This window comes from Ochrobactrum sp. S1502_03 (assembly GCF_044435015.1).
Taxonomy (GTDB): Bacteria; Pseudomonadota; Alphaproteobacteria; order Rhizobiales; family Rhizobiaceae; genus Brucella; species Brucella chromiisoli.
The window spans coordinates 31689-56646 of the sequence record NZ_JAYEXN010000007.1; the positions used below are offsets into that span (position 1 = coordinate 31689).

Genomic DNA, 24958 nt, shown 5'->3' on the forward strand with positions numbered 1-24958 from the left:
CGTATTAGCGGTTTCAAATAGAAGACGCCCCGGCATAATATTGGTCAGCATAAAACTGACCAATATTGAACTGATATGCGTCAGGCTTCTTCGCCTTCGAACATCTGCACAGGCTGGCTTGGCATGATGGTCGAGATTGCATGCTTATAGACAAGCTGCGAGTGTCCATCGCGGCGCAGCAATACGCAGAAATTGTCAAAAGACGTCACGATACCCGTGAGTTTCACGCCATTGATAAGGAAGATGGTCAGTGAAATTTTCTGCTTGCGTACAGAATTGAGAAAAAGGTCTTGAAGATTTTGCGATCGTTCAGCCATTGTTTTTATTCCTTTAATCGATCAGCAGTCAGTTCGCTAAATGCCAGACGAACATGCGCGCAAATATAAATCAAGCTCCCGGATCGCGCTAAACCAGTCACTAATCGCAATTGCTGTGGAAAGACAACTGCTTCGCTCTTAAGCTTCGGTTAACAGGATGGGAATCTTTGCGCAACCGCCAAATTTAAAACCTGATATGCAAATCCTTGCAGGTACGAATAAGCAGCCCCTATTTCGGATGATCTGAAAGCGGACCACCCAGCAATGGCTTCACGCGATCAATCGCCCACATATAGAAGCTTCCCGGTTGCATTGAGACAACTTCTTTATGCTTCTTGTGAATGTGAAATCCAATGAAATCAGGGTGTTTCGTGGGTTCCAGCCCATAAGCCGGATCGTAAATCCGCGTCGCTTCCTTGCCCACCCAATAATAGAAATTCTCCTGAGGAGCGGCGTTTCTGAAGATACCGTATTTGCGTGCTAGCCGTGATATGCCGTCATTTCCGAAAATCGTAATCCCGATGGCGGCAGGCGTTACGTCCTTACCAATGAGACGATAGTATAATGGCCGCAACTTCCCACGCCGCAATCCAAGCCAGCGCGGTAATGGATAGCTTGCCGCCACATAGGCTTCGAATTCACGGATAATCGGATGATCATGCGGCAGGTAAAGCGCAGAAACTCCAACGCGGAAACGATTCTCGCGAGCGAGATAGGGTTTCGATGGATCAGGATGAAACTGCTTGAGCAGATACACATCCGTATCGAGCCACACACCCTGCTTATGCTTCATCAGCATGATGCGAAAAATATCGCTGAACTGAACGATAGTCGTTCGGCTTCGTAAACTCGGATAGCCCGGATCAAGTCGCTTAAACACCACCTCAGGTAGAATTTTGCTGGCATCATGCAGCTCGACGCCTACGGGTACATTCTCAATCGGCGCATATGAAAACAGTTTCACACGCTGGCCAGTCATCACCATTGATGCGAGACAGATGCGATCGACATCGCGCAGACGCGGCCCATACCAGAACGTACAAATATCCATTAAAGCCACCGGCCAATAAATTTAGGCATCTATTGGAGCCTAAATCAGAAGAATTCAAGACTAACACGGAACATTTGCTCAACATGCTTGATAGCATCAGCAGAGGCAAAAATCACAACGCGGTCTTTAGGCTTTATGCGGACGTCACCATTCGGTTGAATAACCAGCCCATCGCGATAGATCGCCCCGATACGCAGCCCCTCAGGTAAATCAAGATCACGAAGAGGGCTACCTACCAGCGAAGACGTCTCAAGTGCTTCTGCTTCGATAATTTCGGCCATATCACGATAGACACTATAAACCGCACGGATGCGCCCGCGTCGCACATGCTGCAATATCTTTGATACCGTCACCGCCTTGGGATTGATATAGGCATCTATCCCCACCATGTGGGTGAAGTCCTGATAGGCAACCGTGTTGATCAGCGCCATATTCGCCTTGCAACCGAGGCGCTTCGCCATAATGCTGGAAAGAATATTGACCTGATCCTGATTGGTCAGTGCCACGAACAGATCGGCATCCTCAATATCAGCTTCCTGCAAAAGCGCCTGATCGAGCGCGCTGCCATGCAAAACCATTGTACGGCTAAGCTGATCAGCAATCGTAAAGGCACGCTCATGCTCACTTTCGATCATCTTGATGCGTGTCTGCCATTTACGCTCTTCAATGGCCTTGGCAACATAAAGACCGATATTGCCACCCCCGGCAATGACAATCCGATGTGCTTCCGGCTTTTCATGCCCAAACAAAGAGAGCGTTCTGCGCACCTGCTCGCGCGTTGTGACAACATAGGCCAGATCACCGGCGTGAAGCTGATCGGTCGAACGGGGAATGAACAGACTGCCATTGCGCACAACACCAACCACAGTCGCAGCCAGATCAGGAAACAGGTCTGATAACTGTTTGAGCGGCGTATTGATAACTGGACATTCTTCTAGGCATTCTATTGCAAGACCGATGATCTTATCATCCGCGAATCGCAGCACGTCAGTCGCGCCCTGCAAGGCAATACGCCGCAGAACCACTTCACCAACTTCAAGCTCCGGCGAGATAATCACATCGATCGGCAGGTTTTCGCGCAAAAACAGATCCTGATACTCAGCCTTGAGATAGGATTGCGCACGAATACGAGCGATCTTGGTTGGCACGTTGAAAACCGAATGCGCCACCTGACAAGCCACCATGTTGACTTCGTCAGATAATGTTACCGCAATGATCATATCGGCTTCATTGGCACCGGCTGCGGCAAGAACATCCGGCTGTGAGCCATGACCAACAAAGCCACGCACATCCAGCGTATCGCGCACAATCTCAATGTGGCGCGCAGACGTATCGATAACCGAGACGTCATTTTCTTCAGCAGCAAGACGTTCAGCAATACCATAGCCGACCTGCCCCGCTCCGCACACGATTACCCGCATGATAGCCCCGCCTGTTTACCGTTATACGCCAAGCGACTTGAGCTTGCGATGCAATGCCGAGCGCTCCATGCCAACAAATTCCGCCGTGCGTGAAATATTGCCGCCAAAGCGATTGATCTGCGCAATAAGATATTCCTTCTCGAAACGCTCGCGCGCTTCCCGCAAGGGCAAAGCCATAATGTGCTGATCGGATTCTGTTGGCGCGCGTGGCAGCGTATCACCAATTTCCGCAGGCAGAAGATCGGCTGTAATAGGCGCTTCCGGATCATCGCCACGCGCCAAAATCATCAGACGTTCAACATTGTTGCGTAACTGACGAATATTACCCGGCCAGCTATGCGCCTGCAAAACAGCCATCGCATCAGAGCCGATCTTGCGCGGTTTGATGCCTGCCTGTTCCGCAATCTGCGTCATGAAATATTCGACCAGAGAAGGAATATCCTCTCGACGCGACGCGAGGGGCGGAACATGTACGGGCACCACAGAGAGACGATGAAACAGGTCTTCGCGGAATGTACCTTCAGCAATCATGCCTTCAAGGTTCTGTGCTGTGGAGGAAATGATACGAACATCAACCTTCACGCGCTTGGTTCCGCCAACACGCTCAAACTGCTGATCGACAAGAACACGCAAAATCTTATTTTGCGTTTCACGCGGCATATCCGCGATTTCATCGAGATAGAGAATACCGCCATGCGCTTCTTCCAGCGCACCGACCTTACGCTCACCACCGTCCATTTCGGTGCCGAAAAGCTCAATTTCCATACGTTCCGGCGTAATGGTTGCAGCATTAACGGTCACGAACGGGCCATTGGCGCGACTCGATTGCGCATGAATAGCGCGCGCAGCAAGTTCTTTCCCTGCGCCCGAAGGGCCGGTAATCATGATGCGGCTATTGGTTGGCGCAACGCGCTCAATGGTCTGACGCAACTGGTTGATCGCAAGCGACGCGCCAATGAGCTCCATGCTGTTGCCGCTACGCTTACGCAGGCTGGAAACTTCGCGCTTCAGCTTCGATGTTTCGAGTGCACGTTCGGCAACCAGAATAAGACGGTCGGCCTTGAACGGCTTTTCGATAAAGTCATAAGCGCCGCGACGGATCGCCGACACAGCCGTTTCAATATTGCCGTGACCGGAAATCATCACAACAGGCAGATCAGGGTGTTGCTTCTTGATTTCATCAAGCAGCGCAAGCCCGTCGAGACGGCTTCCCTGCAACCAGATATCCAGAAACACCAGTCGCGGCACACGATCATCAATTGCCGCAAGCGCACTATCAGCATCAAAGGCCGTGCGGGTTTCATGACCTTCATCGCTCAGAATACCGGCAACGAGTTCCCGAATATCCGCTTCGTCATCAACTACAAGAATATCGGCTGCCATATTAGATCACCTGTCCAATTATCTCGTTTCCATGACTTCCCTCTTCCGAACCGGACGAACCAGTGGAAACTTCAGGGAAAATCATCCGTATCATTGCGCCACGACCTTCGTAAAAATCTGCTGGCGCATCATGCAATTCCAGATGTCCGCCGTGGTCTTCCACGATCTTGCGAACAATAGCGAGACCGAGGCCGGTGCCTTTCTCTCGCGTTGTCATATAAGGCTCCAAAAGCTTCTGACGATCATCACGCGGCAAACCTTTGCCATTGTCGATGACATCAACGATGAGCTGTCCATCCGCCTTTTTCGAGCGAACGAGGATATGCCCCTCACCGCGCTCTTCCTTTGGCACGGCGTCAATTGCCTCGCTGGCATTCTTGATAACATTGCCGAATGCTTGGCCAATCAATCGGCTATCAAAAGAACCAATCAGCTTTTCAGAACCATAGTCATTGGTGAATTTTATGTCCTGACGGCTTACCTCGATAAGGAATGATGCCTCGCGCAAAGCCTCGCGCATGTCCATGGCCTTCATTTCAGGCTTCGGCATCCGCGCAAAAGACGAGAACTCATCCACCATGCGACCAATATCACCGACCTGCCGAATGATCGTATCCGTACACTGATCAAAGACTTCACGATCTTCGACAATCACCTTACCATAGCGACGGCGAATACGTTCTGCCGAAAGCTGGATCGGGGTGAGCGGATTTTTGATCTCATGGGCAATTCGACGTGCGACGTCTGCCCATGCAGAAGACCGCTGCGCCTGAACAAGATCCGTAATGTCATCGACGGTCACGACATAGGAATGATCGTCGGAATCTGCATCTTCAACCGTCACCTGCACATTATAGGTGCGTGCAACACCGTTACGGGTCATACTGACCTGCTCACGATGAACCGTACGCCCCGTTGTGCGCGCAACTTCAAAGGCCTGCCCGATTTCGGGCGCGATGCTACTCAGGCTCTTGCCGATGGCATCCTCTGAGCTGACACCAAACATATGCTCGGCAGAGCGGTTGAGGATAGAAATCGAGCCATCCGACTCAATGCCGATAACGCCCGCTGTCACACCAGAAAGCACAGCTTCCGAGAAGCGACGGCGCTCATCAATCTGATCTTTGGCAGACAAGAGTTCATTGCGCTGGCTTTTGAGTTCAGCAACCATGTTGTTGAACGTGCCAGACAGCGCGCCAACGTCACCGTCTGAAGAACGCACGGGCACAGAGCTATCAAGATTGCCGGCAGCCACATCGTCAGCAGCACCGATCAACAACCGGATCGGGCGAACAAGACGGTCGGCAACAGCAATACCAGTCCATATCGCTGACAACAGAACAATGAGCGTCAGACCGAAATAAAGCAGCGCAAAAGCGATCTGCGTTGGAATGCGGTTGGCATCCATCTCCTGATAGCGCGCAGTGTTCGCTTCCATCAGGCGCATGGCTTCAAGAATCTGCTGATCAACCGAGCGCACCGTATAAAGGTAAAGATCTGGAATCTCGCGCATTTTGATAACTGCGCCAACAAAATTACTGTTGCCCGGAGGGATGATCACCGGCTTGCCGTCTACAGCCGTCTTCAAAGCATCTTCGGTTGGTGCTGGAAGGCGTGCTTCAACACCAGTCTCGCTTTTAACAACGACATCCCCATCTTCACGCACCAAAAACGCACCCAGCAGCCCCCGGCCACCCGCTTGCAGGGTCATATATCGAATGAAACCACCTCTATCGAGACTATAGAGTGTGCGTTGCGCATCCAGTTCCTGCAACATTGAAAATGATGTGCTTTGCAGGTTGAGCGCCGTTTCACGAATATAGGCCGTCGTCAGACTCTGCGACGAACTGACAATGTCACGCGTATTGGTATCAAACCAGCGGTCGAGACCGAGATTGAGTGTGACCGATGCAACAATTGCCACCACAATTGCGGGAATTGCCGCAATCAACGAGAACAGCGCCACAATACGGACGTGAAGTCTTGAAGCGGCTTTTCCCAACCTGCGTGCCGAGATGATCCGGTAGATTTCTCGGCAAATCAGCAGGATGAGAAATACAATCAGCGCAACATTAACAATCACCAGCGCAAGCGTCACTGCACGATCCGGCGTGATTGGCGTAATGCCGATCAGGATGGCAAAAGAAATAGACGCTGTGATCAGCGCCAGGACAACGGTGATGATACCAGGCAGCGCAAGAAGTCTGCGCCCCTCACCGCTACGCGATGATTGCTCCGCTTTGTCCATTTCCGTGGTCAGATTCGCTGTGTTCATGTTAACCATGTTACCCAATAGCGTTGCATCTATGCAACGCATTGTGGCGAAAATGCAACGATTGTTTACAGGTTAATAGCATTTCCAGCAAAACTGCGACGCGGCCTTATGCTGGATAATGCACAAACACCAAACAAGAGCGCCGATCTGATAAATCAGATCAAAAGGCGCACTGATCAAATTTCGCGAAATTATCGTGCGTTCACCAACGGCGGCTTATTGCTTGGCGCCGCGATAGATGTTGACGCCAAGTTCTCTGATTTTCTTGCGCAACGTATTGCGATTAAGCCCGAGAATCTCAGCCGCTTTGATCTGGTTGCCGCGCGTTGCCGTAAGACATGCAAGAATCAGCGGGTATTCCAGTTCGGCAAGCACACGATGATAAAGCCCTGGCGGCGGCAGATCCGCACCAAATGATGCGAAGTAGCGTTGCATATTCTGCTCCACCACCTGCGAGATGGTTATGTTTTCCAGATCACCCGAAACAACTGCCGGGGCATCCGGCTTGGCAAGCTCAGACTTAAGCTCGGCTTCAATGATTTCGGGAGATATTTCATCCTGCGGATAAAGCGCGGCGAGCCTGCGCACCAGGTTTTCGAGCTCACGCACATTACCCGGCCAAGGATAACGGCGCATCATATCAAAGCCTGCCGCGGTGATACGCTTTTCTGGCAACCCTTCTTCCGCTGCCCGCTTAAAGAAATGGCGCACGAGATCGGGCACATCTTCGCTGCGCTCACGAAGTGGTGGCAGGCGCAAAGGCACAACATTCAGACGATAATAGAGATCTTCACGGAAAAGCCCCTGCGCGATGAGCTGGCGCAAATCCTTGTTGGTTGCAGCCACGATCCGCACATCGGTCTTGATCGGTGTGCGGCCACCAACCGTCATATATTCGCCCTGCTGTAGCACGCGTAGCAGACGCGTCTGCGCTTCCATCGGCATGTCGCCAATTTCGTCAAGAAACAGTGTGCCGCCATTGGCCTGCTCAAAACGACCGCTGGAGCGGTTTTGCGCCCCGGTAAAGGCACCTTTTTCATGGCCAAACAGTTCAGATTCGATCAGATCGCGCGGAATTGCAGCCATATTAATAGCCACAAATGGCCCTTTGCGACGGCGACCATATTCATGAAGCGCGCGCGCTACCAGTTCCTTGCCCGTACCCGACTCACCTGTCACCATCATGGTGAGATCTGTCTGCATCATGCGCGCCAAGACGCGATAGATTTCCTGCATTGCAGGCGAGCGACCGACCAGTGGCATATGTTCCGACTGCTCATCAGGAACAACCGCAACAGGCTTATGCTTTGGCTCGGAAAGCGCGCGCCCAACAATATTGATCAGTTCCGTCAGATCGAAAGGCTTTGGCAGATATTCATACGCCCCCGCTTCCGAAGCGCGGATCGCAGTCATAAATGTATTCTGCGCGCTCATCACCACAATCGGCAGATCAGGGCGCATTTTCTTGATGCGCGGCAACAGATCAAAGGCATTTTCATCCGGCATATTGACGTCTGTAATCACCAGATCGCCATCGCCAGCCGCGACCCAGCGCCAGAGCGAGGCCGCATTGGACGTAACCCGAACATCAAAACCTGCGCGCGACAATGCCTGATTTAGCACTGTACGAATTGCAGCATCGTCGTCTGCGACGAGTATCGTTCCTGTCGGACGTCCGGCTATCATGCTTTGTCTCCTGTCTTTGCAGACATATTATCGGCAGAACTTTTCCACTGCGGCATAAGAATACGGAATGTGGTGCGCGATGGATGGCTGTCGCATTCAATCACCCCGCCATGATCGCCAATGATTTTGGCAACCAGCGCCAATCCAAGCCCCGATCCATTGGTCTTGGTCGTCACAAACGGATCAAACAGATGCGGCAGCATATCCTCTGGCACGCCCGGACCATTATCCTGCACGCAGAACTCCAGGGGCAAAGCCACCCGATCACTCGCACCCGGCACTTGCAGGCGAATCCCCGGACGATACGCTGTCGAGAGCGTAATTTCCGCACCTTCGCTATCACCCAGTGCCTCCGCAGCATTTTTCACCAAATTGAGAAATACCTGCACCAGCTGGTCGCGATTGGCGTAAACTGGCGGCAATGACGGGTCATATTCCTCAATAAAACGGATATGCCGCGCAAAACCGTTGCGCGCCAATGTCTTCACATGGTCCAGCACCGAATAAATATTGACCGCCGTGCGTTCGATTGGACGTTCGTCGGAAAACACTTCCATGCGATCGACAAGCTTCACAATACGATCCGTTTCGTCGGTAATCAGTCGAGCCAGCGGGCGATCTTCATCGCCAACAACCTGTTCAAGCAATTGCGCTGCGCCACGAATGCCAGAAAGTGGATTCTTGATCTCGTGCGCCAGCATGGAAGCAAGGCCTGTCACCGACCGTGCAGCGCCCCGATGGGTCATCTGGCGGTCGATTTTCTCCGCCATGGTCTTTTCTTTAAACAGAATAACCACTGCCCCCGGCGTTTCGATAACCGGCGCAACATAAAGATCGACAATACGTTCGGCACCCAGTTTGGGCGATGAAATATCGACGCGATATTCATTGACCGGCACTTGCGCTGTGCGCACCTGATCCACCAGAGCCAGCAAAGGGCTCCCGAAAGGCAAAAAGGATTCGAGACGATTGCGCGCCAAAATGGAAGAGCCTGAGCGGAAAAACTGTTCCGCATCCATATTCGCATAGACAATATGATTGTCGGCACCGACCATAATCACAGGCTGATTGATCGCATCCAGAATGATTGCTGGAATACCGTTCATGTCTCCTCGACCACCCATCATGCGACCTTTCTGTCTGCTTCATGCAGAAAAACGCGGGAAAGCGCCGCGATAACCGCTTGAGGATCAGTGAGCGTCATGATTTCAGCCTTATCTGCGTGAGAGAATGCTTCACCCGCATGAGGTTCCAGATACCAACCAAGATGTTTTCTTGAATGGCGAATGCCGGTCTTGCTGCCATAATGGTCGAGCATATCTTCGTAATGTCTTATAATATAAGAAAGAATCTCTTGATCTGATCGCGGTGCAAAGTCGCTGCCCGCAATCAATCCCGCAAGCCATGGCTGGCCATAAGACGCACGCCCGATCATCACCGCATCAGCACCCGAACGGCGCTGCAATTCTTCCGCATCTTCCAATGATGACACATCGCCATTGGCAACCAGTGGGATCTTCACGACATCGCGCACCGCATGAATGGCATCCCAGTCGGCTTTGCCTTCATAGAACTGGCAGCGCGTACGCCCATGCACTGTCACCATCATAACGCCCGCATCCTCGGCGCGCTTTGCAAGTTCCGGCGCATTGATGCTGTTTTCGTCCCAGCCAAGACGCATTTTGAGCGTAACCGGCACTTTCACAGCATTCACGGTTGCCTCAACCAAGGTCATCGCATGGTCCAGATCGCGCATCAGCGCAGAACCGGAATAGCCACCCGTTACCTTTTTGGCAGGGCACCCCATATTGATGTCGATAATATCAGCGCCCTCGCCTTCAGCGATCTTGGCTGCCTCGCCCATCCAATGCGCTTCACGACCAGCAAGCTGCACCACATGCGTGCCAAGCCCCTCACCGGAGAGACGCAACAGGCTTTCCTTATGACGATTGCAGAGTTCAGCGCTTGCAACCATTTCCGAAACAACCATTCCCGCACCGGCTTCGGCGGCACGTTTTCGAAATGGAAGATCAGAAACGCCGGACATAGGCGCCAGAAATATGCGGTTTGGAACAACCACATTGCCTATGCTTAAAGGCTGACCGAGAGGAGTGATCAAGATATGCTCATTTGGTGTGCATGATGCAATTAGCACACACTTTAATCATTTGACGTGTTGAACGCAAGGAAAAGCGCATGCTCATGCGGATAAATCCATTGCGGTGTGGCAATTATTTGCGCAAGGCATTATTCGGCATTGAACGAGATGAATCTTTTGGCAGAGGCGAGCGAGATTTCACGGGCAGCAGCAGTGATCGTAGCCGCAGGACGCGGCGAACGGGCAGGACAAAGCATCGAAGGGCCGAAACAATATCGGCGCATCGGCGGCGAAGCCGTGCTTTCGCGCACACTGCGGGTTTTTGCGCAATGCTCTGCGATTGAGGAGATCATCGTGGTCATTCATGCCGATGATCGCAATCTCTATGAAAATGCCATCACCGGGCACTATTCAAACGTGCGTGTCGTCATTGGCGGCCCAACGCGACAGGAATCAACACGGCTTGGATTGCTGGCACTGAAAAACGATGCACCGCACTATGTGCTTATTCACGATGGTGTGCGCCCCTTCATCAACCAGAGTTTTCTTGAAGGCATATTCGGCACGCTGACACCAACAGAAGGCGTATTGCCAGCACTTGCTGTATCCGACACGCTGAAACAATCGGCCAGTGATGGAACCGTTAAAACAACAGTTCCACGAGCTGGTCTTTTTTCCGCGCAAACCCCGCAGGCTTTTCCTTTTGCGCCAATCCTTGATGCGCATGAAAAGGCATATCTTAGCGGCCGCTCAGACTTTACCGATGATGCATCCATTGCAGAGGCTTTTGGCCTGCCCGTGCGCATCATTGAAGGTTCCCCCGACAATACAAAACTGACATGGGCCAAAGATATTGAAATGGCCGATAAACGTTTGAGGCAAGGTATGACTTCATTTCCAGATATTCGCACCGGCAATGGCTATGATGTTCACAGCTTTGAACCCGGCGATCATGTCACGCTTTGCGGCGTGGCCATTCCGCATAACAGGAAACTGAATGGTCATTCGGACGCCGATGTGGCTCTGCATGCCCTGACTGATGCGCTTCTTGCCACACGCGGCGCAGGCGACATCGGCACGCACTTCCCGCCATCCGATCCGCAATGGAAAGGTGCCGCATCGCACATCTTCGTTGAATATGCGGTCAAGATCGTGCGTGAAGCGGGTGGCCGCATTGCCAATGCCGATGTGACGATCATCGCAGAAGAACCAAAGATCGGCCCCCACCGCCCCGCAATGATGGAATCCATGGCCAACATGCTTGGAATTTCGCAGGATCGTGTATCTGTCAAAGCAACCACCAACGAGAAGATGGGCTTTGTTGGCCGTGGCGAAGGCATTGCCGCTATTGTAACAGCAACTGTGATTTATCCCGGCGAGGTGCCAGAATGACGCTTATTGCGGAAGCTCAAGCCACCGACGTACTCAATGCTTGTCGCAAACACGGCATTATGATTGCGACAGCTGAATCCTGCACCGGCGGGCTGATCGCGGCAGCACTCACCGATATTGCCGGTTCGTCCGATGTGGTGGATCGCGGCTTTGTCACCTATTCCAATGAAGCCAAGAATGAAATGATCGGCGTTCCGATGGAATTGATCAATCGTTTGGGCGCGGTTTCAAAAGAAGTGGCAATCGCCATGGCGGAAGGAGCGCTTCACAACTCCCGCGCAGGCATCAGCATTGCTGTGACAGGCATTGCCGGTCCGGGCGGCGGATCAACTGAAAAGCCAGTCGGCCTCGTGCATATTGCCAGCGCACGCAAAGGCTTTGCCACGTTGCATAAAGAATGCCGCTTTGGTGAAAAATCGCGCGAAGATATTCGTCACGAAACAGTGCTGTCCGCGCTGGGACTGGTTTTAGAAGCGCTTAATTCTTAAGCGTAAATCGCATCGGCGCGCTTCTCAAAGGCTTCCGAAAACTTGCGGAACGCCAGATCGAACATTGACCCCATCAAAAGCCCAAGCGTGCGGCTTTTGAACTCATAATCGATGAAGAACTCGACATCGCATTCCGAACCGTTCCCAACCGGTTTAAAAGTCCAGCGATTGTCGAGATAGCGGAACGGACCATCGACATATTTCACGTCGATGACGTTTTCTTCAGGCTTCAAAAGCACCTGGCTGGTGAACGTCTCGCGGATCAGCTTATAGCCCACCGTCATATCGGCAATCAGAAGCGTCTTGCCGTCTTTCTCTTTACGAGAACGAACGGACAAAGCCTCACACATCGGCAAAAATTGCGGATATTTTTCCACGTCCGAAACCAGGGCAAACATTTCGTCTGCCCTGTGATGAACGCGTCTGACGTTGGTGAATTGCGGCATGCGAATTTAAGCCTGTACTGCAACCTGCGCTTCGCGCGCAGCCTTGAGCTTCGCGAAATCATCACCGGCATGGTGTGATGAACGCGTCAGCGGGCTGGACGCTACCAGCAGGAAGCCCTTGGTACGGCCAATCGTTTCAAAAGACTTGAATTCGTCTGGCGTGACGAAGCGGATCACCGGATGGTGCTTGCGGGTTGGCTGCAGATACTGACCGATGGTCATAAAATCCACGTCAGCCGAACGAAGATCATCCATAAGCTGCAAGATTTCGTTCCGCTCTTCGCCAAGACCGACCATGATCCCGGATTTTGTGAAGATTGTCGGATCGAGTTCCTTCACGCGCTGCAACAGACGGATCGAATGGAAATAACGAGCGCCCGGACGAACCTTGAGATATTTCGACGGAACCGTTTCCAGATTGTGATTGAACACATCGGGGCGGGCCTTGACCACGATTTCAAGCGCGCCTTCCTTGCGAAGAAAGTCAGGTGTGAGAATTTCAATCGTGGTCTTCGGTGTTGCCTCGCGGATCGCGCGAATGACATCGGCAAAATGCTGCGCGCCACCATCGGCCAGATCATCACGATCAACAGAAGTGATCACAACGTGGGTAAGGCCCATCTGCTTGATGGCTCGTGCTACACTTTCCGGCTCATTCGGATCGAGAGCCTTCGGAATGCCGGTTGAAACATTACAGAACGCACAGGCGCGCGTGCAGATTTCACCCATAATCATAAAGGTTGCGTGCTTCTTTTCCCAGCACTCGCCAATATTCGGGCAACCGGCTTCTTCGCAAACGGTCACAAGCTTGTTCGAACGAACAATCTCACGCGTTTCATTATAACCGCGTGAAACAGGAGCCTTAACGCGGATCCATTCCGGCTTTTTCAGGATTTCATTGTCCGGACGATGTGCCTTCTCCGGATGACGAAGACGTCTCTGGTTCACCGTGTCGAGAACTGTAACCATGCTGTTTCCTGCCTATCCGAAGCTATCACAAATCTGAAACGCTTCTAAATTGGGTCCGGTTCGTAATCTCTGGCTTCTACCCTGTCAACTTGGCACGCCCGGAGACATCGTCAATATACTGCGGCTTACCGTCTCGCCGCCATTCCTAATGCTCTGAACACCAGTGCCCAGATCAGGCCAAACAGAAGTCCGCCAAATCCGAGTGCAAAGGCCAGTGTCCAGACGCCGTACCAGCCAGCAATCGCCATTCCATTGACCGATATGGTGTTTCCTCCGATCAGGCTCAAGCTCCCGACAGCAAAGCCAAGCGCAAGACCACCAACGGTACACCATTTAATCATGGGCCATGCGGCGCGCCGCCATGGCCCTCCATTATCAATCAGCGGAATGTGACCACCTCTTCGTTATGCGTTCAGCACACGCCCATAGGCATCCAGAACGCTTTCTTTCATCATTTCAGAAAGGGTTGGATGCGGGAAGACCGAATGCATCAGCTCTTCTTCCGTGGTTTCAAGGTTCATCGCAACGACAAAGCCCTGAATAAGTTCGGTCACTTCCGCGCCAACCATGTGCGCGCCAAGCAGCTGCCCGGTTTTCTTATCAAAAATCGTCTTGACCAGCCCCTGATCTTCACCCAGCGCAATGGCCTTACCATTTGCCGAGAAGGAATAACGACCGACACGAATGTCAAAGCCCTGTTCCTTGGCCTTGGCTTCCGTCAGACCAACCGATGCAACCTGCGGATTGCAATAGATGCAGCCCGGGATCATCAGCTTATCAAGCGAATGAACATTCGGCAGGCCGGCAATCTTTTCAATGCAAATCACACCTTCATGCTCAGCCTTGTGAGCGAGCATCGGAGGACCGGCAACGTCACCAATCGCGTAAATGCCTTCGACATTGGTCTTGCCATAGCCATCAATGACGACGCAACCACGATCTGTCTTCACGCCAAGCGCTTCAAGACCGAGATTTTCAATGTTGCCCTGAACGCCCACAGCTGAAATCAGACGATCAACGGTGAGCTTTTCAACCTTGCCGTCCTTGGTTTCAATGTGAGCGGTCACGGAATCCGTGCCCTTCTCGACCTTGGTCACTTTGGCTTCGGTGATGATCTTGAGACCAAGCTTTTCCAGACGCTTGCGCGCGAAGGTGGAAATTTCCACATCTTCAACTGGCATAATGTTTGGCATCAATTCAACAACCGTCACATCAACGCCCATGGCATTGTAGAAAGATGCAAATTCAATGCCGATAGCACCGGACCCCATCACCACCATCGACTTTGGCAGCGCCTGCGGCACCATCGCTTCAAAATAGGTCCAGATCAGCTTGCCATCCGGCTCAATGCCCGGCAGCGAACGAGGACGTGCGCCGGTTGCAACAATCACGTGCTTGGCCTTGTAGCTGCCCTCGCCCAGCACGCCCTTTGGCACCGGATTTTGCGGCTGCATCCGCTGCTTCGATGATTTACCGACCGAAATCTCTGCTGGCGTGTTGCCGGAAGCACCCTTAACGAGCTTGGCTTCGCCCCAGATCACGTCGATCTTGTTCTTCTTCATCAGATAGGCAACGCCACCATTCAGACGCGCCGACACGCCACGCGAACGCGCAACAACTGCATTCACATCAGCGCTGATCGAGCCTTCAAGCTTGAGGCCGTAATCCTTGGCATGTTCACCCAGATGCAGCACTTCCGCCGAACGCAACAGCGCCTTGGTTGGAATACAACCCCAGTTGAGGCAAATTCCACCCAGATGTTCGCGCTCGACAATCGCGGTCTTAAGACCAAGCTGCGCTGCGCGGATAGCCGTGACATAACCGCCCGGTCCCGATCCAATGATAATAACGTCGTAGATGTCGGCCATTTTATCCTGCCTTTGATCTATCAGAAAACGGGAAGCGGCATCATACGCATATTCTTAGCGGTGCGCATTCCCGGATCGCCGACCTCTGTCGGCTTACAAATAAGCAAACGCCGCATGTCAGACAACACGCGGCGTTCAATCATATCAGACCAGCATACCCATCGGGTTTTCGATGTGACGCTTGAAGGCCTGTGCAAGTTCAGCAGCCAGAGCGCCATCAACCGCACGGTGATCGGTGGAAAGGGTGACGGACATAACCGTCGCAACCTTGATTTCACCGTTCTTGACCACTGCGCGCTGTTCACCGGCACCAATTGCGAAGATCGTCGCATGTGGTGGGTTGATGATCGCGGCAAAGTCCTTCACGCCGAACATGCCGAGGTTGGACACAGAGGTCGAACCACCCTGATATTCATCAGGCTTGAGCTTGCGATCACGCGCACGCTTGGCAAGGTCTTTCATCTCATTGGAGATGGCAGACAGCGTCTTCGATTCTGACTGACGCACGATTGGCGTAATCAGACCGCCTGGAATGGACACAGCAACACCGACATCCGCACGCTTGTGCTTGATCATGCCGCCTTCGGTCCATGAGACGTTGGCTTCAGGAATATCACGCAGTGCAAGAGCAACAGCCTTGATCACCAGATCATTGACAGAAAGCTTGTAGGCCGGAACCTCGCCCTTTTCTGTCTTGATAAGCGGCGCAGCCGAATTGATCTGCGAACGCAGAGCCAGAAGCGCATCGAGTTCGCAATCGATGGTCAGATAGAAATGCGGAACAGTCTGCTTCGATTCGACCAGACGGCGGGCAATAGTCTTGCGCATACCGTCATGAGGAACAATTTCGTATGTGCCTTCTTCAAAGAGCTTGAGGATGGCATCATCCGACTGAGGCTTTGGAGCCGATGCCGCTCCCTGTGGTGCGGCCGATGCAGCTTTCGTGCCGCCGGACTTGATTGCAGCTTCAACGTCACGCTGAACAACACGGCCATGAGGACCAGTGCCTTTTACAGCCGCAACATCAACGCCTGCATCCTTGGCGATGCGACGAGCAAGCGGGGACGCGAAAACGCGCTCACCCTTGTTTTCTACCGGTGCAGCCGCTGGCGCGTCAGCTTTTGCAGGAGCCGAAGCTGCCGCAGGCGCAGCTTCCTTCTTCGGCTCTTCCTTAGGCGTTTCGGCCTTTGGTGCAGGAGCAGAATCGCCGCCTTTCGCAGCTTCAGCAACATCCTCGCCGTCTTCGGCGAGAATTGCGATCAGCGCGTTGACCTTCACGCCCTGCGTACCCGCAGGAACGACCAGCTTGGCAACAGTGCCTTCATCGACAGCTTCGACTTCCATCGTCGCCTTGTCGGTTTCGATCTCGGCGATCACATCGCCGGACGTTACCTTGTCGCCTTCCTTGACCAGCCACTTGGAAAGATTGCCTTCTTCCATGGTTGGCGAAAGCGCTGGCATGGTGATCTTAATCGGCATGTCCAGTACCTCCTCAGGCGGTGTAGGTCACGGTTTTCACCGCTTCCACCACTTCTGCTACAGTTGGCAGAGCCAGCTTTTCGAGATTTGCCGCATATGGCATCGGAACGTCCTTGCCAGCAATCGTCAGGATTGGCGCATCGAGATAATCGAAAGCTTCCTGCATGACGCGGGTGGCAATTTCCGTACCAACGGAAGACTGCGGGAAGCCCTCTTCAACGGTGACGAGACGACCGGTCTTCTTGACCGATTCAACAACCGTTGGAATATCCATTGGACGGATGGTGCGCAGATCAATGACTTCAACGTCAATACCCTGTGCAGCCAGTTCGTCAGCAGCCTTGACCGCATAGGTCATGCCGATGCCGAACGAAACGATGGTCGCGTCCTTGCCCTGCTTATGAATGCGGGCCTTGCCGATTGGCAGCACGAAATCATCCAGCTTCGGTACATCGAAATGATGACCGTAGAGAATTTCGTTTTCAAGGAAGATGACCGGATTTGGATCACGGATTGCAGCCTTGAGAAGACCCTTCGCATCAGCCGCCGAATAAGGCATGACGACCTTGAGGCCCGGAATCTGGCTGTACCATGCGGCATAGCACTGGGAGTGCTGTGCACCAACGCGCGCAGCAGCGCCCGAAGGGCCACGGAACACCATTGGTGCGCCCATCTGACCACCCGACATATAGAGCGTCTTGGCAGCCGAATTGATGATCTGGTCAATCGCCTGCATGGCGAAGTTGAAGGTCATAAATTCGACGATTGGCTTCAAGCCAGCCATAGCAGCACCGACACCGATACCAGCAAAGCCATGCTCAGTGATCGGGGTATCGACAACGCGGCGTGGGCCGAATTCGTCAAGAAGACCCTGCGTAATCTTGTAGGCGCCCTGATATTCAGCGACTTCTTCACCCATGATGAAGACATCGTCGTCACGACGCATTTCTTCGGCCATGGCATCGCGCAGTGCTTCACGCACCGTCATCGAAACCATTTCTGTACCGGCTGGAATATCTGGATCAGATGCAACTTCAACCTTTGGAGCAGCAGGCACGCTATCGGCTTTCTTTTCTTCAGCCTTTGGCGCTTCTTTTGCTTCTTCCTTCGGTGCCTCTGCTTTTGCAGCAGGTGCGGAACCGATGTCGGAGGCGCTTTCACCCTCACCGAGCAGAATAGCAATCGGCGTATTAACCTTCACGCCTTCCGTGCCTTCTTCGATGAGAATCTTGCCGATTGTGCCTTCATCAACAGCTTCGACTTCCATCGTTGCCTTGTCGGTTTCGATTTCGGCAATCACATCACCGGATGTAACTTTGTCGCCTTCCTTTTTCACCCATTTGGAAAGCTTGCCTTCTTCCATGGTTGGAGAAAGGGCGGGCATGAGAATTTCTACGGGCATGTCAACACCTTTCCCGAATTAGAGCAGAATATCCGTGTAGAGCTCGGAAACATCCGGCTCTGGATCGTTTTGAGCGAATTCGGCAGAATCAGCCACGATGTCGCGGACTTCTTTGTCGATTTCTTTCAGCTCTTCTTCAGTGGCCCAGTTCTTTTCGATCAGGCGCTGTTTAACCTGTTCAATCGGATCGTGCTCGGAACGCATCTTCTGCACTTCATCCTTCGAGCGATACTTCGCAGGATCGGACATTGAGTGACCGCGATAACGATAGGTTTCCATTTCAAGGATCAGCGGACCCTTGCCAGCACGTGCCCATTCAGCAGCCGCTTCCGCAGCAGCAGCAACGGCGCGAACATCCATACCGTCAACCTTGATGCCCGGAACGTTGAACGAAACACCGCGCTTTGAGAAATCCGTTTCAGCGGATGAACGCGAAACTGACGTACCCATTGCATAGCGGTTGTTTTCGATCACGTAGATCACCGGAAGCTTCCACAGCGATGCCATGTTGAACGCTTCATAGACCTGGCCCTGATTGGCAGCGCCATCACCGAAATAGGTAACCGAGATATTGTCATTGCCGCGATACTTATTCGCAAAGGCAAGACCTGTTCCAAGAGGAACCTGAGCACCAACGATACCGTGGCCGCCGTAAAAGCCCTTTTCCTTGGAGAACATGTGCATGGAGCCGCCCTTGCCCTTGGAGTAACCCCCACGGCGGCCGGTGAGCTCTGCCATAACGCCACGCGCTTCCATGCCAGTTGCCAGCATATGACCATGGTCACGATAGGAGGTGATAATCTGATCACCTTCCTTAAGTGCTGTCTGCATACCGACGACGACAGCTTCCTGACCAATATAAAGGTGACAGAAGCCACCAATGAAACCCATACCGTAAAGCTGACCGGCCTTTTCTTCGAAACGGCGAATCAACAGCATTTCGCGGTAGGCGTTCAGTTCCTGCTCTTTATTGAAATCAGCCGGTGCTGGTGTCTTGGGAACATTCCCAAAAGACGCCTGCGATTTTCCAGCCGACGCTTTATTAGCCTTCGGTGCCATATCTCGCTCCCTATAGCATGCACCCAAAACCAGCATCGATTTTGAAAGCAACATGCGTCGATTCAAATTATCAGAGCCCTTTCACGCACACAAAGGACGCGCGGCGCTCTACGATTGTCGTTCTATTGTGACGTTATACGGGCAATTTACAAGATACAATATGCACGTAGAGCATAGCTGCTATGCCGCCAAGCCCTTAAAAACATATCACAAAAAGACAATTAACTGGATTTCAGTTAATTTGATCGATCTTCCCGAGAAATGATAATTGTCATTTCATCAGCGTGGGAGAGATTAAGCGCTCTGCGTGCCTGCTCGTCAAGCATGTCCTTTTCAATCGTCCCATCACGAAGAAGCGTGACTCGCTTTTCAAGCGCAGCTCTATCGGCAGTCACCTTTTCAAGCTGCTGCGTCAGAAGGCTTTTCTGTTGTTCGAGCTGAATACGAGAATAGAGACCAAATTCGCCATGATAGGCGTGAAAACCGAAATAGCTCAGAAACGCAGCCGTCAAAACGGGCAGCACAAATCGGCCGCGAATAGATTTACGTTTCTGCTTGGTCCACATTTCGGCTTCCTTCCCGGACGCTCACGACGGTTTTGATTCTGAATTAAAGCCGTCTATCCGATTTCCACTATGAAGCATTATTTTGCTTAACAGAGCTTTACCATCCAAAGGATGACGAGCCATCCAGGTGCATTTTTTCAAAGGGGCGGCTTCAGCGTGCAAGCACGGCCACCACAATTCGACATCAATCCAATTCAGTTTAACGCTGACATTAAATCATCACCTTAAGTAAGAAACAACTTAAATATTAATCATAAATTGCCAATATATTTTATCAGAATTTAAGAAATCGAAAATCGACATAGGGAATTAAATAAGGCAAATATCTTTAACTTAAATGATAAGAGTGATATTTTAACAATTAAAAACAAATATAGAATAATTGTTATTTTATACTCAGATATAGGAAGAAAAAATGGTAACCGAAAAATTGGTAAAGCGCCTTGCATGCATCATCATGGCTCTGTTCCCCGCCTTATGGGGTTTATTCAGCTTTCTGAACAACACCGCCGATTTTTCGGGCACTGCTCAGAATGCCGTTGCGCCGCTCTTATCCATGGCCGACACTTATGGAAATCCGGCTCTGACCTGGCGCTCGATTACCGCCGGTTGGGCACCCTATGTTGGCCTTGCCGGTATTACCGCAATGGAAACACTTGCAGGAATTCTGGCAATGATCGGCGTTCTCAAGATGGGAACAAACCTTGGTAAAGACTATGCAGCTTTCGCCAGAGGCAAAGCATGGGCGATGCTGGGAGCTTTGTGCGCAATCGCAGTTTGGGGCCTTGGCTTTATGGTCGTTGCGGGTGATTGGTTTATGGCATGGCAAGCCAAGGAAAACCCGCTCAACACGCAATTGGGTGCCCTGCTCTATTGTCTTCCCTGCATGATGGCTGTGGTGGTGATGATGCTCCACAAAGAAGAGGCCTAAGGACAGGACAAACAAAAACGGCGGCACATAAGCCGCCGTTTTTTATTAAAGAGAGATCCTTAGAGGAACTTCAGTGCGCTACGGCCTGCATAACGCGCCTGCTTGCCAAGTTCTTCTTCGATGCGGATAAGCTGATTGTACTTTGCAGTACGATCAGAACGCGCCAGCGAACCAGTCTTGATCTGACCGCAGTTGGTTGCGACGGCAAGATCAGCGATGGTCGAATCTTCTGTTTCACCCGAACGGTGCGACATAACCGAGGTGTAACCGGCCTTGTGCGCGGTTTCGACAGCATCCAGCGTTTCGCTCAGCGAACCGATCTGGTTCACCTTCACGAGGATCGAGTTGGCAACGCCCATCTTGATACCATCACGCAGACGAGCGGAGTTGGTTACGAAAAGATCGTCACCAACGAGCTGGCACTTCTTGCCGATCAGGTCGGTGAGGTATTTCCAGCCTTCCCAGTCGTCTTCTGCCATACCGTCTTCAATCGATACGATTGGATAATCGGCAGCAAGCTTGGCAAGATATTCTGCCTGAGCCTTTGGATCGCGGGTCTTGTTTTCACCTTCATAGACGTAGTTGCCGTCCTTGAAGAATTCGGTCGCAGCACAATCGAGACCGATAGCAATATCTTCACCCGGCTTGAAGCCAGCCTTTTCAATCGACTCAACCACGAAATCGAGAGCAGCTTCTGCACTCAACAGATTTGGAGCAAAACCACCTTCATCACCAACATTGGTGTTGTGACCGGCATCTTTCAGACGCTTCTTGAGCGTGTGGAAAACTTCCGCACCATAACGAACAGCTTCGCGAAGCGATGGAGCGCCAACCGGCAGGATCATGAATTCCTGAAAGTCGATCGGATTGTCAGCATGTGCACCGCCATTGATGATGTTCATCATCGGAACAGGCAGGACATGGGCGTTGGCACCACCAACATAACGATAAAGCGGCAGGCCTGTTGACTGTGCAGCAGCCTTGGCAACGGCAAGCGAAACGCCGAGAATTGCGTTTGCACCCAGATTGCCCTTGTTTGGCGAACCATCAAGATCAATCAGCGTCTGATCAACCAGCAGCTGGTTTTCAGCGTCAATACCAGCAACAGCGTCAAAAATCTTACCATTGACGGCTTCAACAGCCTTTTCGACACCCTTGCCAAGATAACGGCTGCCACCGTCACGCAGTTCAACGGCTTCGTGTGCGCCTGTCGATGCGCCTGATGGCACCGCTGCGCGGCCAAAAGCACCATCTTCGAGTACGACGTCTACTTCGACGGTCGGGTTACCACGGCTGTCGAGGATTTCGCGACCAACGATGTCGATGATTGCAGTCATAGGGGCAAGTCCTTCCCTGTAGATAGCCTCGTTTCGTTCGAGGCACATTGAAGAAATTCGATGTGAGACTTCATTACAGAATTAAAAGGCGGAGGAAAATCCCCCGCCTGTGAATTCCTGATGAATTTTTAAATCGATTTAGCAATTCTGTCGAAAGCCATGAGCTTTTCGAGAAGTGCGGACATTTTATCGATCGGCACCATATTTGGACCGTCTGAAGGCGCATGATCCGGGTCCTCGTGTGTCTCAATGAAGACACCCGCGACACCCACTGCAACCGCAGCACTTGCAAGTGTTTGAACAAACTCGCGCTGACCGCCGGAAGAGCCGCCCTGCCCACCCGGCTGCTGTACCGAATGAGTCGCGTCAAAAATCACTGGTGAACCAAAGCCAGCCATGATCGGCAGCGCGCGCATGTCGGAAACAAGCGTATTATAGCCAAAAGATACGCCGCGTTCGGTCGCCATAACATTCGGATTGCCATTCTCGGTGATCTTGGCGAGCACGTTCTTCATGTCCCAGGGCGCCAGAAACTGGCCCTTTTTCACATTGATCACGCGGCCCGTCTTGGCAGCCGCAACCAGAAGATCAGTCTGGCGGCAAAGGAATGCTGGAATCTGTAGGACATCGACAACTTCAGCAACAGTCGCGCATTGCTCTTCGGTGTGGATGTCAGTCAAAACGGGAAAACCGAACTCTTTCTTGAGATCGGCAAAAACTTCGAGCGCCTTTTCCAGACCAATGCCGCGCTGCGCGCTGAGCGATGTGCGGTTCGCTTTATCGAAGCTCGACTTATAAACGAGCCCCATGCCAAGCTTTTGGGTAATCTCCACCAAACGTCCGGCCATATCGAAGGCATGTTCACGACTTTCCATCTGGCAAGGCCCGGCTATCAAAGCGAGTGGCGCAGTGTTGGAGAACGTAACATTGCCGATTTTGACAGTAGGATTAGCGGTCGTCATGATTGGGAACCTTCAATTACAGATGCCTGAAAGGCACTTATCTGGCGTGCAAATCTTACAAAAACAAGACGCACAAATGAAATGCGCCCCCGAAGGGGCGCAAAAGCTTTAAACCAGTCTTCCCTGTTCCATCGCGGCTGCGATGAAAGAGGAAAAGAGTGGATGCGGCTCAAACGGACGTGACTTCAGTTCCGGATGGTACTGAACGCCGATGAACCAAGGATGATCCGCATATTCAACCGTTTCCGGGAGAACACCATCTGGCGACATGCCTGAGAAGACCAGACCGCTTGCTTCCAGACGGTCCTTATAGTCAACGTTCACTTCATAGCGGTGACGATGACGTTCGGAAATTTCGGTCGTACCGTAGATTTCGGCAATACGCGTTCCAGCCTTGAGTATGGAATCATATGCGCCAAGACGCATCGTGCCGCCAAGATCACCAGACTTCGTGCGCTTTTCAAGCATATTGCCCTTGAGCCACTCAGTCATCAGACCAACAACAGGTTCCTTGGTCGGGCCAAACTCAGTCGAAGACGCATCTTCGATTCCTGCAAGGTTACGCGCAGCTTCGAGACATGCCATCTGCATACCAAAGCAAATGCCGAAATAAGGGACCTTGTGCTCGCGTGCAAATTTGGCAGCAAGGATCTTGCCTTCCGCACCACGCTCACCAAAGCCACCCGGCACCAGAATGCCGTGGACTTTTTCAAGGTACGGCGATGGGTCTTCGCTTTCAAAGACTTCCGCTTCGATCCAGTCGAGATTGACCTTCACCTTATTGGCAATGCCGCCATGCTGAAGCGCTTCGATCAGCGACTTATAAGCATCCTTGAGTTCGGTATATTTGCCGACCACGGCAATAGTCACTTCGCCTTCAGGATTGTGCAGAAGATGGGAAATTTCTTCCCAGCGTTCCATACGTGGCTTCGGAGCCGGTTCGATGCCGAATGCCGCCAGCACTTCATTGTCGAGACCTTCCTTATGATAAGCAATCGGCACATCATAAATCGTCGAGACGTCGAGCGCCTGAATAACCGCGCTTTCACGCACATTACAGAACAGCGAAAGCTTGCGGCGTTCAGAAGCCGGAATCTCACGATCCGCACGCACCAGAAGAATATCCGGCGCAATACCAATCGAACGCAGTTCCTTGACCGAATGCTGCGTCGGCTTGGTCTTGAGTTCACCTGCCGCTGGAATGTACGGCATCAAGGTCAGGTGGATATAGACCGCGCTGCCACGCGGCAGTTCGTTGCCAAGCTGACGAATGGCTTCAAGGAACGGCATGGCTTCAATATCGCCAACCGTGCCGCCGATTTCGCACAGCACGAAATCATAATCGTCATTGCCTTCGAGAATGAAGTTTTTGATTTCATCCGTGACGTGAGGAATGACCTGAACCGTCGCACCGAGATAATCGCCGCGGCGTTCCTTTTCGATGATATTGCGGTAAATGCGACCGGTGGTAATGTTATCCCGCTGATTGGCGGGACGACCGGTAAACCGCTCGTAATGACCCAGATCAAGATCTGTTTCCGCACCATCGTCAGTCACAAACACCTCACCATGCTGGTAAGGCGACATCGTGCCGGGATCGACGTTCAGATAAGGGTCGAGTTTACGGATACGCACGCGGTAACCACGTGCCTGAAGGAGTGCAGCCAATGCTGCTGCGGCAATGCCTTTTCCGAGGGAAGAAACCACGCCGCCTGTGATGAATACATATCGCGCCATGGGCTTATGTCGTTAGACCCTTCTTGCTGATTCCGCCACTAAAAAAAGTGCGACCAGCGCTTTTTCCATCAAAATCACATCCGATCGGCCT

Annotated in this window: 22 protein-coding genes; 3 read left to right on the forward strand and 19 right to left on the reverse strand. The window is 52.2% G+C overall.

Annotation, left to right across the window (positions count from 1 at the left end; genetic code table 11):
- Positions 1–80: 80 nt before the first annotated feature.
- From hfq to dusB, 8 genes are all read right to left on the reverse strand, one after another.
- Positions 81–317 carry an RNA chaperone Hfq gene (hfq, locus tag VBH83_RS07365; RefSeq protein WP_002964239.1) on the reverse strand — a complete coding sequence of 79 codons (237 nt, stop codon included), beginning with the start codon at positions 315–317 and terminating at the stop codon, positions 81–83.
- A 229-nt stretch (positions 318–546) separates the two neighbouring features.
- The gene (locus VBH83_RS07370; RefSeq protein ID WP_265984647.1) at positions 547–1368 is read right to left on the reverse strand and encodes a glycosyltransferase; all 822 of its coding nucleotides are present in this window, start codon (positions 1366–1368) and stop codon (positions 547–549) included.
- A 44-nt stretch (positions 1369–1412) separates the two neighbouring features.
- On the reverse strand, positions 1413–2789 hold the full coding sequence (gene trkA, locus VBH83_RS07375) for a Trk system potassium transporter TrkA (protein ID WP_265984646.1): 1377 nt from the start codon (positions 2787–2789) through the stop codon (positions 1413–1415).
- 21 nt (positions 2790–2810) lie between these two features.
- Positions 2811–4172 (reverse strand): sigma-54 dependent transcriptional regulator, encoded by a 1362-nt coding sequence (locus tag VBH83_RS07380; protein WP_265984645.1) that lies wholly within the window; start codon positions 4170–4172, stop codon positions 2811–2813.
- Position 4173: 1 nt separating this feature from the next.
- Complete coding sequence (locus VBH83_RS07385) at positions 4174–6489, reverse strand: PAS domain-containing sensor histidine kinase (protein ID WP_265984644.1); 2316 nt, start codon at positions 6487–6489, stop codon at positions 4174–4176.
- A gap of 174 nt (positions 6490–6663) precedes the next feature.
- Positions 6664–8133 (reverse strand): nitrogen regulation protein NR(I), encoded by a 1470-nt coding sequence (gene ntrC / locus VBH83_RS07390; protein WP_265984643.1) that lies wholly within the window; start codon positions 8131–8133, stop codon positions 6664–6666.
- On the reverse strand, positions 8130–9257 hold the full coding sequence (locus VBH83_RS07395) for a nitrogen regulation protein NR(II) (protein ID WP_265984743.1): 1128 nt from the start codon (positions 9255–9257) through the stop codon (positions 8130–8132). The genes ntrC and VBH83_RS07395 overlap by 4 nt, the downstream gene beginning before the upstream one ends.
- Positions 9257–10249: a tRNA dihydrouridine synthase DusB gene (gene dusB, locus VBH83_RS07400; protein ID WP_265984742.1), complete on the reverse strand. Its 993-nt coding sequence runs from the start codon at positions 10247–10249 to the stop codon at positions 9257–9259. Before dusB ends, VBH83_RS07395 begins: the two co-directional genes overlap by 1 nt.
- Before the next feature lie 150 nt (positions 10250–10399).
- Here dusB and VBH83_RS07405 point away from each other — a divergent pair, with 150 nt between their 5' ends.
- Entirely contained in the window at positions 10400–11623 is a 1224-nt protein-coding gene (locus VBH83_RS07405) for a bifunctional 2-C-methyl-D-erythritol 4-phosphate cytidylyltransferase/2-C-methyl-D-erythritol 2,4-cyclodiphosphate synthase (RefSeq protein WP_265984642.1), read from the forward strand.
- Positions 11620–12111 (forward strand): CinA family protein, encoded by a 492-nt coding sequence (locus VBH83_RS07410; RefSeq protein WP_265984641.1) that lies wholly within the window; start codon positions 11620–11622, stop codon positions 12109–12111. Before VBH83_RS07405 ends, VBH83_RS07410 begins: the two co-directional genes overlap by 4 nt.
- Here the strand turns inward: VBH83_RS07410 and VBH83_RS07415 are convergent.
- The 8 genes from VBH83_RS07415 to VBH83_RS07450 all read right to left on the reverse strand — a co-directional run bounded on the left by VBH83_RS07415 (position 12108) and on the right by VBH83_RS07450 (position 19900).
- Positions 12108–12557: a type II toxin-antitoxin system RatA family toxin gene (locus VBH83_RS07415; RefSeq protein ID WP_265984640.1), complete on the reverse strand. Its 450-nt coding sequence runs from the start codon at positions 12555–12557 to the stop codon at positions 12108–12110. The two genes, VBH83_RS07410 and VBH83_RS07415, sit on opposite strands and share 4 nt — an antisense overlap.
- Before the next feature lie 6 nt (positions 12558–12563).
- Positions 12564–13526 (reverse strand): lipoyl synthase, encoded by a 963-nt coding sequence (gene lipA, locus VBH83_RS07420; RefSeq protein ID WP_265984639.1) that lies wholly within the window; start codon positions 13524–13526, stop codon positions 12564–12566.
- Between the two features lie 125 nt (positions 13527–13651).
- On the reverse strand, positions 13652–13867 hold the full coding sequence (locus VBH83_RS07425; protein ID WP_265984752.1) for a hypothetical protein: 216 nt from the start codon (positions 13865–13867) through the stop codon (positions 13652–13654).
- A 63-nt stretch (positions 13868–13930) separates the two neighbouring features.
- The gene (gene lpdA, locus VBH83_RS07430; protein WP_396997006.1) at positions 13931–15394 is read right to left on the reverse strand and encodes a dihydrolipoyl dehydrogenase; all 1464 of its coding nucleotides are present in this window, start codon (positions 15392–15394) and stop codon (positions 13931–13933) included.
- Positions 15395–15538: 144 nt separating this feature from the next.
- Entirely contained in the window at positions 15539–16873 is a 1335-nt protein-coding gene (locus tag VBH83_RS07435; protein WP_265984636.1) for a pyruvate dehydrogenase complex dihydrolipoamide acetyltransferase, read from the reverse strand.
- Positions 16874–16886: 13 nt separating this feature from the next.
- The gene (locus VBH83_RS07440; RefSeq protein WP_265984635.1) at positions 16887–18275 is read right to left on the reverse strand and encodes a pyruvate dehydrogenase complex E1 component subunit beta; all 1389 of its coding nucleotides are present in this window, start codon (positions 18273–18275) and stop codon (positions 16887–16889) included.
- Between the two features lie 18 nt (positions 18276–18293).
- Entirely contained in the window at positions 18294–19334 is a 1041-nt protein-coding gene (gene pdhA, locus VBH83_RS07445; protein ID WP_265984634.1) for a pyruvate dehydrogenase (acetyl-transferring) E1 component subunit alpha, read from the reverse strand.
- A 236-nt stretch (positions 19335–19570) separates the two neighbouring features.
- Entirely contained in the window at positions 19571–19900 is a 330-nt protein-coding gene (locus VBH83_RS07450; RefSeq protein WP_396997009.1) for a septum formation initiator family protein, read from the reverse strand.
- Between the two features lie 415 nt (positions 19901–20315).
- On the opposite strand from VBH83_RS07450, the gene VBH83_RS07455 reads away from it, so the two are divergent.
- A complete protein-coding gene (locus VBH83_RS07455; protein WP_396997011.1) occupies positions 20316–20831 on the forward strand; it encodes a DUF2165 family protein in 516 nt (171 codons plus the stop codon).
- A 59-nt stretch (positions 20832–20890) separates the two neighbouring features.
- Here VBH83_RS07455 and eno read toward each other — a convergent pair whose 3' ends face one another.
- The 3 genes from eno to VBH83_RS07470 form a co-directional block, all read right to left on the reverse strand.
- Positions 20891–22168, reverse strand: coding sequence for a phosphopyruvate hydratase (gene eno, locus VBH83_RS07460; RefSeq protein ID WP_265984631.1), 1278 nt, complete (start codon positions 22166–22168; stop codon positions 20891–20893).
- Positions 22169–22296: 128 nt separating this feature from the next.
- Entirely contained in the window at positions 22297–23130 is an 834-nt protein-coding gene (gene kdsA, locus VBH83_RS07465) for a 3-deoxy-8-phosphooctulonate synthase (protein WP_265984630.1), read from the reverse strand.
- Between the two features lie 108 nt (positions 23131–23238).
- On the reverse strand, positions 23239–24867 hold the full coding sequence (locus tag VBH83_RS07470; RefSeq protein ID WP_265984629.1) for a CTP synthase: 1629 nt from the start codon (positions 24865–24867) through the stop codon (positions 23239–23241).
- Between the last annotated feature and the right edge of the window lie 91 nt (positions 24868–24958).

What these genes read in the sequence shown, in the direction of transcription:
- eno (WP_265984631.1), bottom strand. Translation starts at nt 22,168, where the DNA reads ATGACTGCAATCATCGACATCGTTGGTCGCGAAATCCTCGACAGCCGT.
- VBH83_RS07385 (WP_265984644.1), bottom strand. Translation starts at nt 6,489, where the DNA reads ATGCGTTGCATAGATGCAACGCTATTGGGTAACATGGTTAACATGAAC.
- VBH83_RS07440 (WP_265984635.1), bottom strand. Translation starts at nt 18,275, where the DNA reads ATGCCCGTAGAAATTCTCATGCCCGCCCTTTCTCCAACCATGGAAGAA.
- lipA (WP_265984639.1), bottom strand. Translation starts at nt 13,526, where the DNA reads ATGGTTACAGTTCTCGACACGGTGAACCAGAGACGTCTTCGTCATCCG.
- pdhA (WP_265984634.1), bottom strand. Translation starts at nt 19,334, where the DNA reads ATGGCACCGAAGGCTAATAAAGCGTCGGCTGGAAAATCGCAGGCGTCT.
- kdsA (WP_265984630.1), bottom strand. Translation starts at nt 23,130, where the DNA reads ATGACGACCGCTAATCCTACTGTCAAAATCGGCAATGTTACGTTCTCC.
- trkA (WP_265984646.1), bottom strand. Translation starts at nt 2,789, where the DNA reads ATGCGGGTAATCGTGTGCGGAGCGGGGCAGGTCGGCTATGGTATTGCT.
- VBH83_RS07450 (WP_396997009.1), bottom strand. Translation starts at nt 19,900, where the DNA reads ATGTGGACCAAGCAGAAACGTAAATCTATTCGCGGCCGATTTGTGCTG.
- VBH83_RS07370 (WP_265984647.1), bottom strand. Translation starts at nt 1,368, where the DNA reads ATGGATATTTGTACGTTCTGGTATGGGCCGCGTCTGCGCGATGTCGAT.
- ntrC (WP_265984643.1), bottom strand. Translation starts at nt 8,133, where the DNA reads ATGATAGCCGGACGTCCGACAGGAACGATACTCGTCGCAGACGACGAT.
- VBH83_RS07395 (WP_265984743.1), bottom strand. Translation starts at nt 9,257, where the DNA reads ATGGGTGGTCGAGGAGACATGAACGGTATTCCAGCAATCATTCTGGAT.
- VBH83_RS07415 (WP_265984640.1), bottom strand. Translation starts at nt 12,557, where the DNA reads ATGCCGCAATTCACCAACGTCAGACGCGTTCATCACAGGGCAGACGAA.
- VBH83_RS07405 (WP_265984642.1), top strand. Translation starts at nt 10,400, where the DNA reads ATGAATCTTTTGGCAGAGGCGAGCGAGATTTCACGGGCAGCAGCAGTG.
- lpdA (WP_396997006.1), bottom strand. Translation starts at nt 15,394, where the DNA reads ATGGCCGACATCTACGACGTTATTATCATTGGATCGGGACCGGGCGGT.
- hfq (WP_002964239.1), bottom strand. Translation starts at nt 317, where the DNA reads ATGGCTGAACGATCGCAAAATCTTCAAGACCTTTTTCTCAATTCTGTA.
- VBH83_RS07455 (WP_396997011.1), top strand. Translation starts at nt 20,316, where the DNA reads ATGGTAACCGAAAAATTGGTAAAGCGCCTTGCATGCATCATCATGGCT.
- VBH83_RS07470 (WP_265984629.1), bottom strand. Translation starts at nt 24,867, where the DNA reads ATGGCGCGATATGTATTCATCACAGGCGGCGTGGTTTCTTCCCTCGGA.
- VBH83_RS07410 (WP_265984641.1), top strand. Translation starts at nt 11,620, where the DNA reads ATGACGCTTATTGCGGAAGCTCAAGCCACCGACGTACTCAATGCTTGT.
- VBH83_RS07425 (WP_265984752.1), bottom strand. Translation starts at nt 13,867, where the DNA reads ATGATTAAATGGTGTACCGTTGGTGGTCTTGCGCTTGGCTTTGCTGTC.
- VBH83_RS07380 (WP_265984645.1), bottom strand. Translation starts at nt 4,172, where the DNA reads ATGGCAGCCGATATTCTTGTAGTTGATGACGAAGCGGATATTCGGGAA.
- VBH83_RS07435 (WP_265984636.1), bottom strand. Translation starts at nt 16,873, where the DNA reads ATGCCGATTAAGATCACCATGCCAGCGCTTTCGCCAACCATGGAAGAA.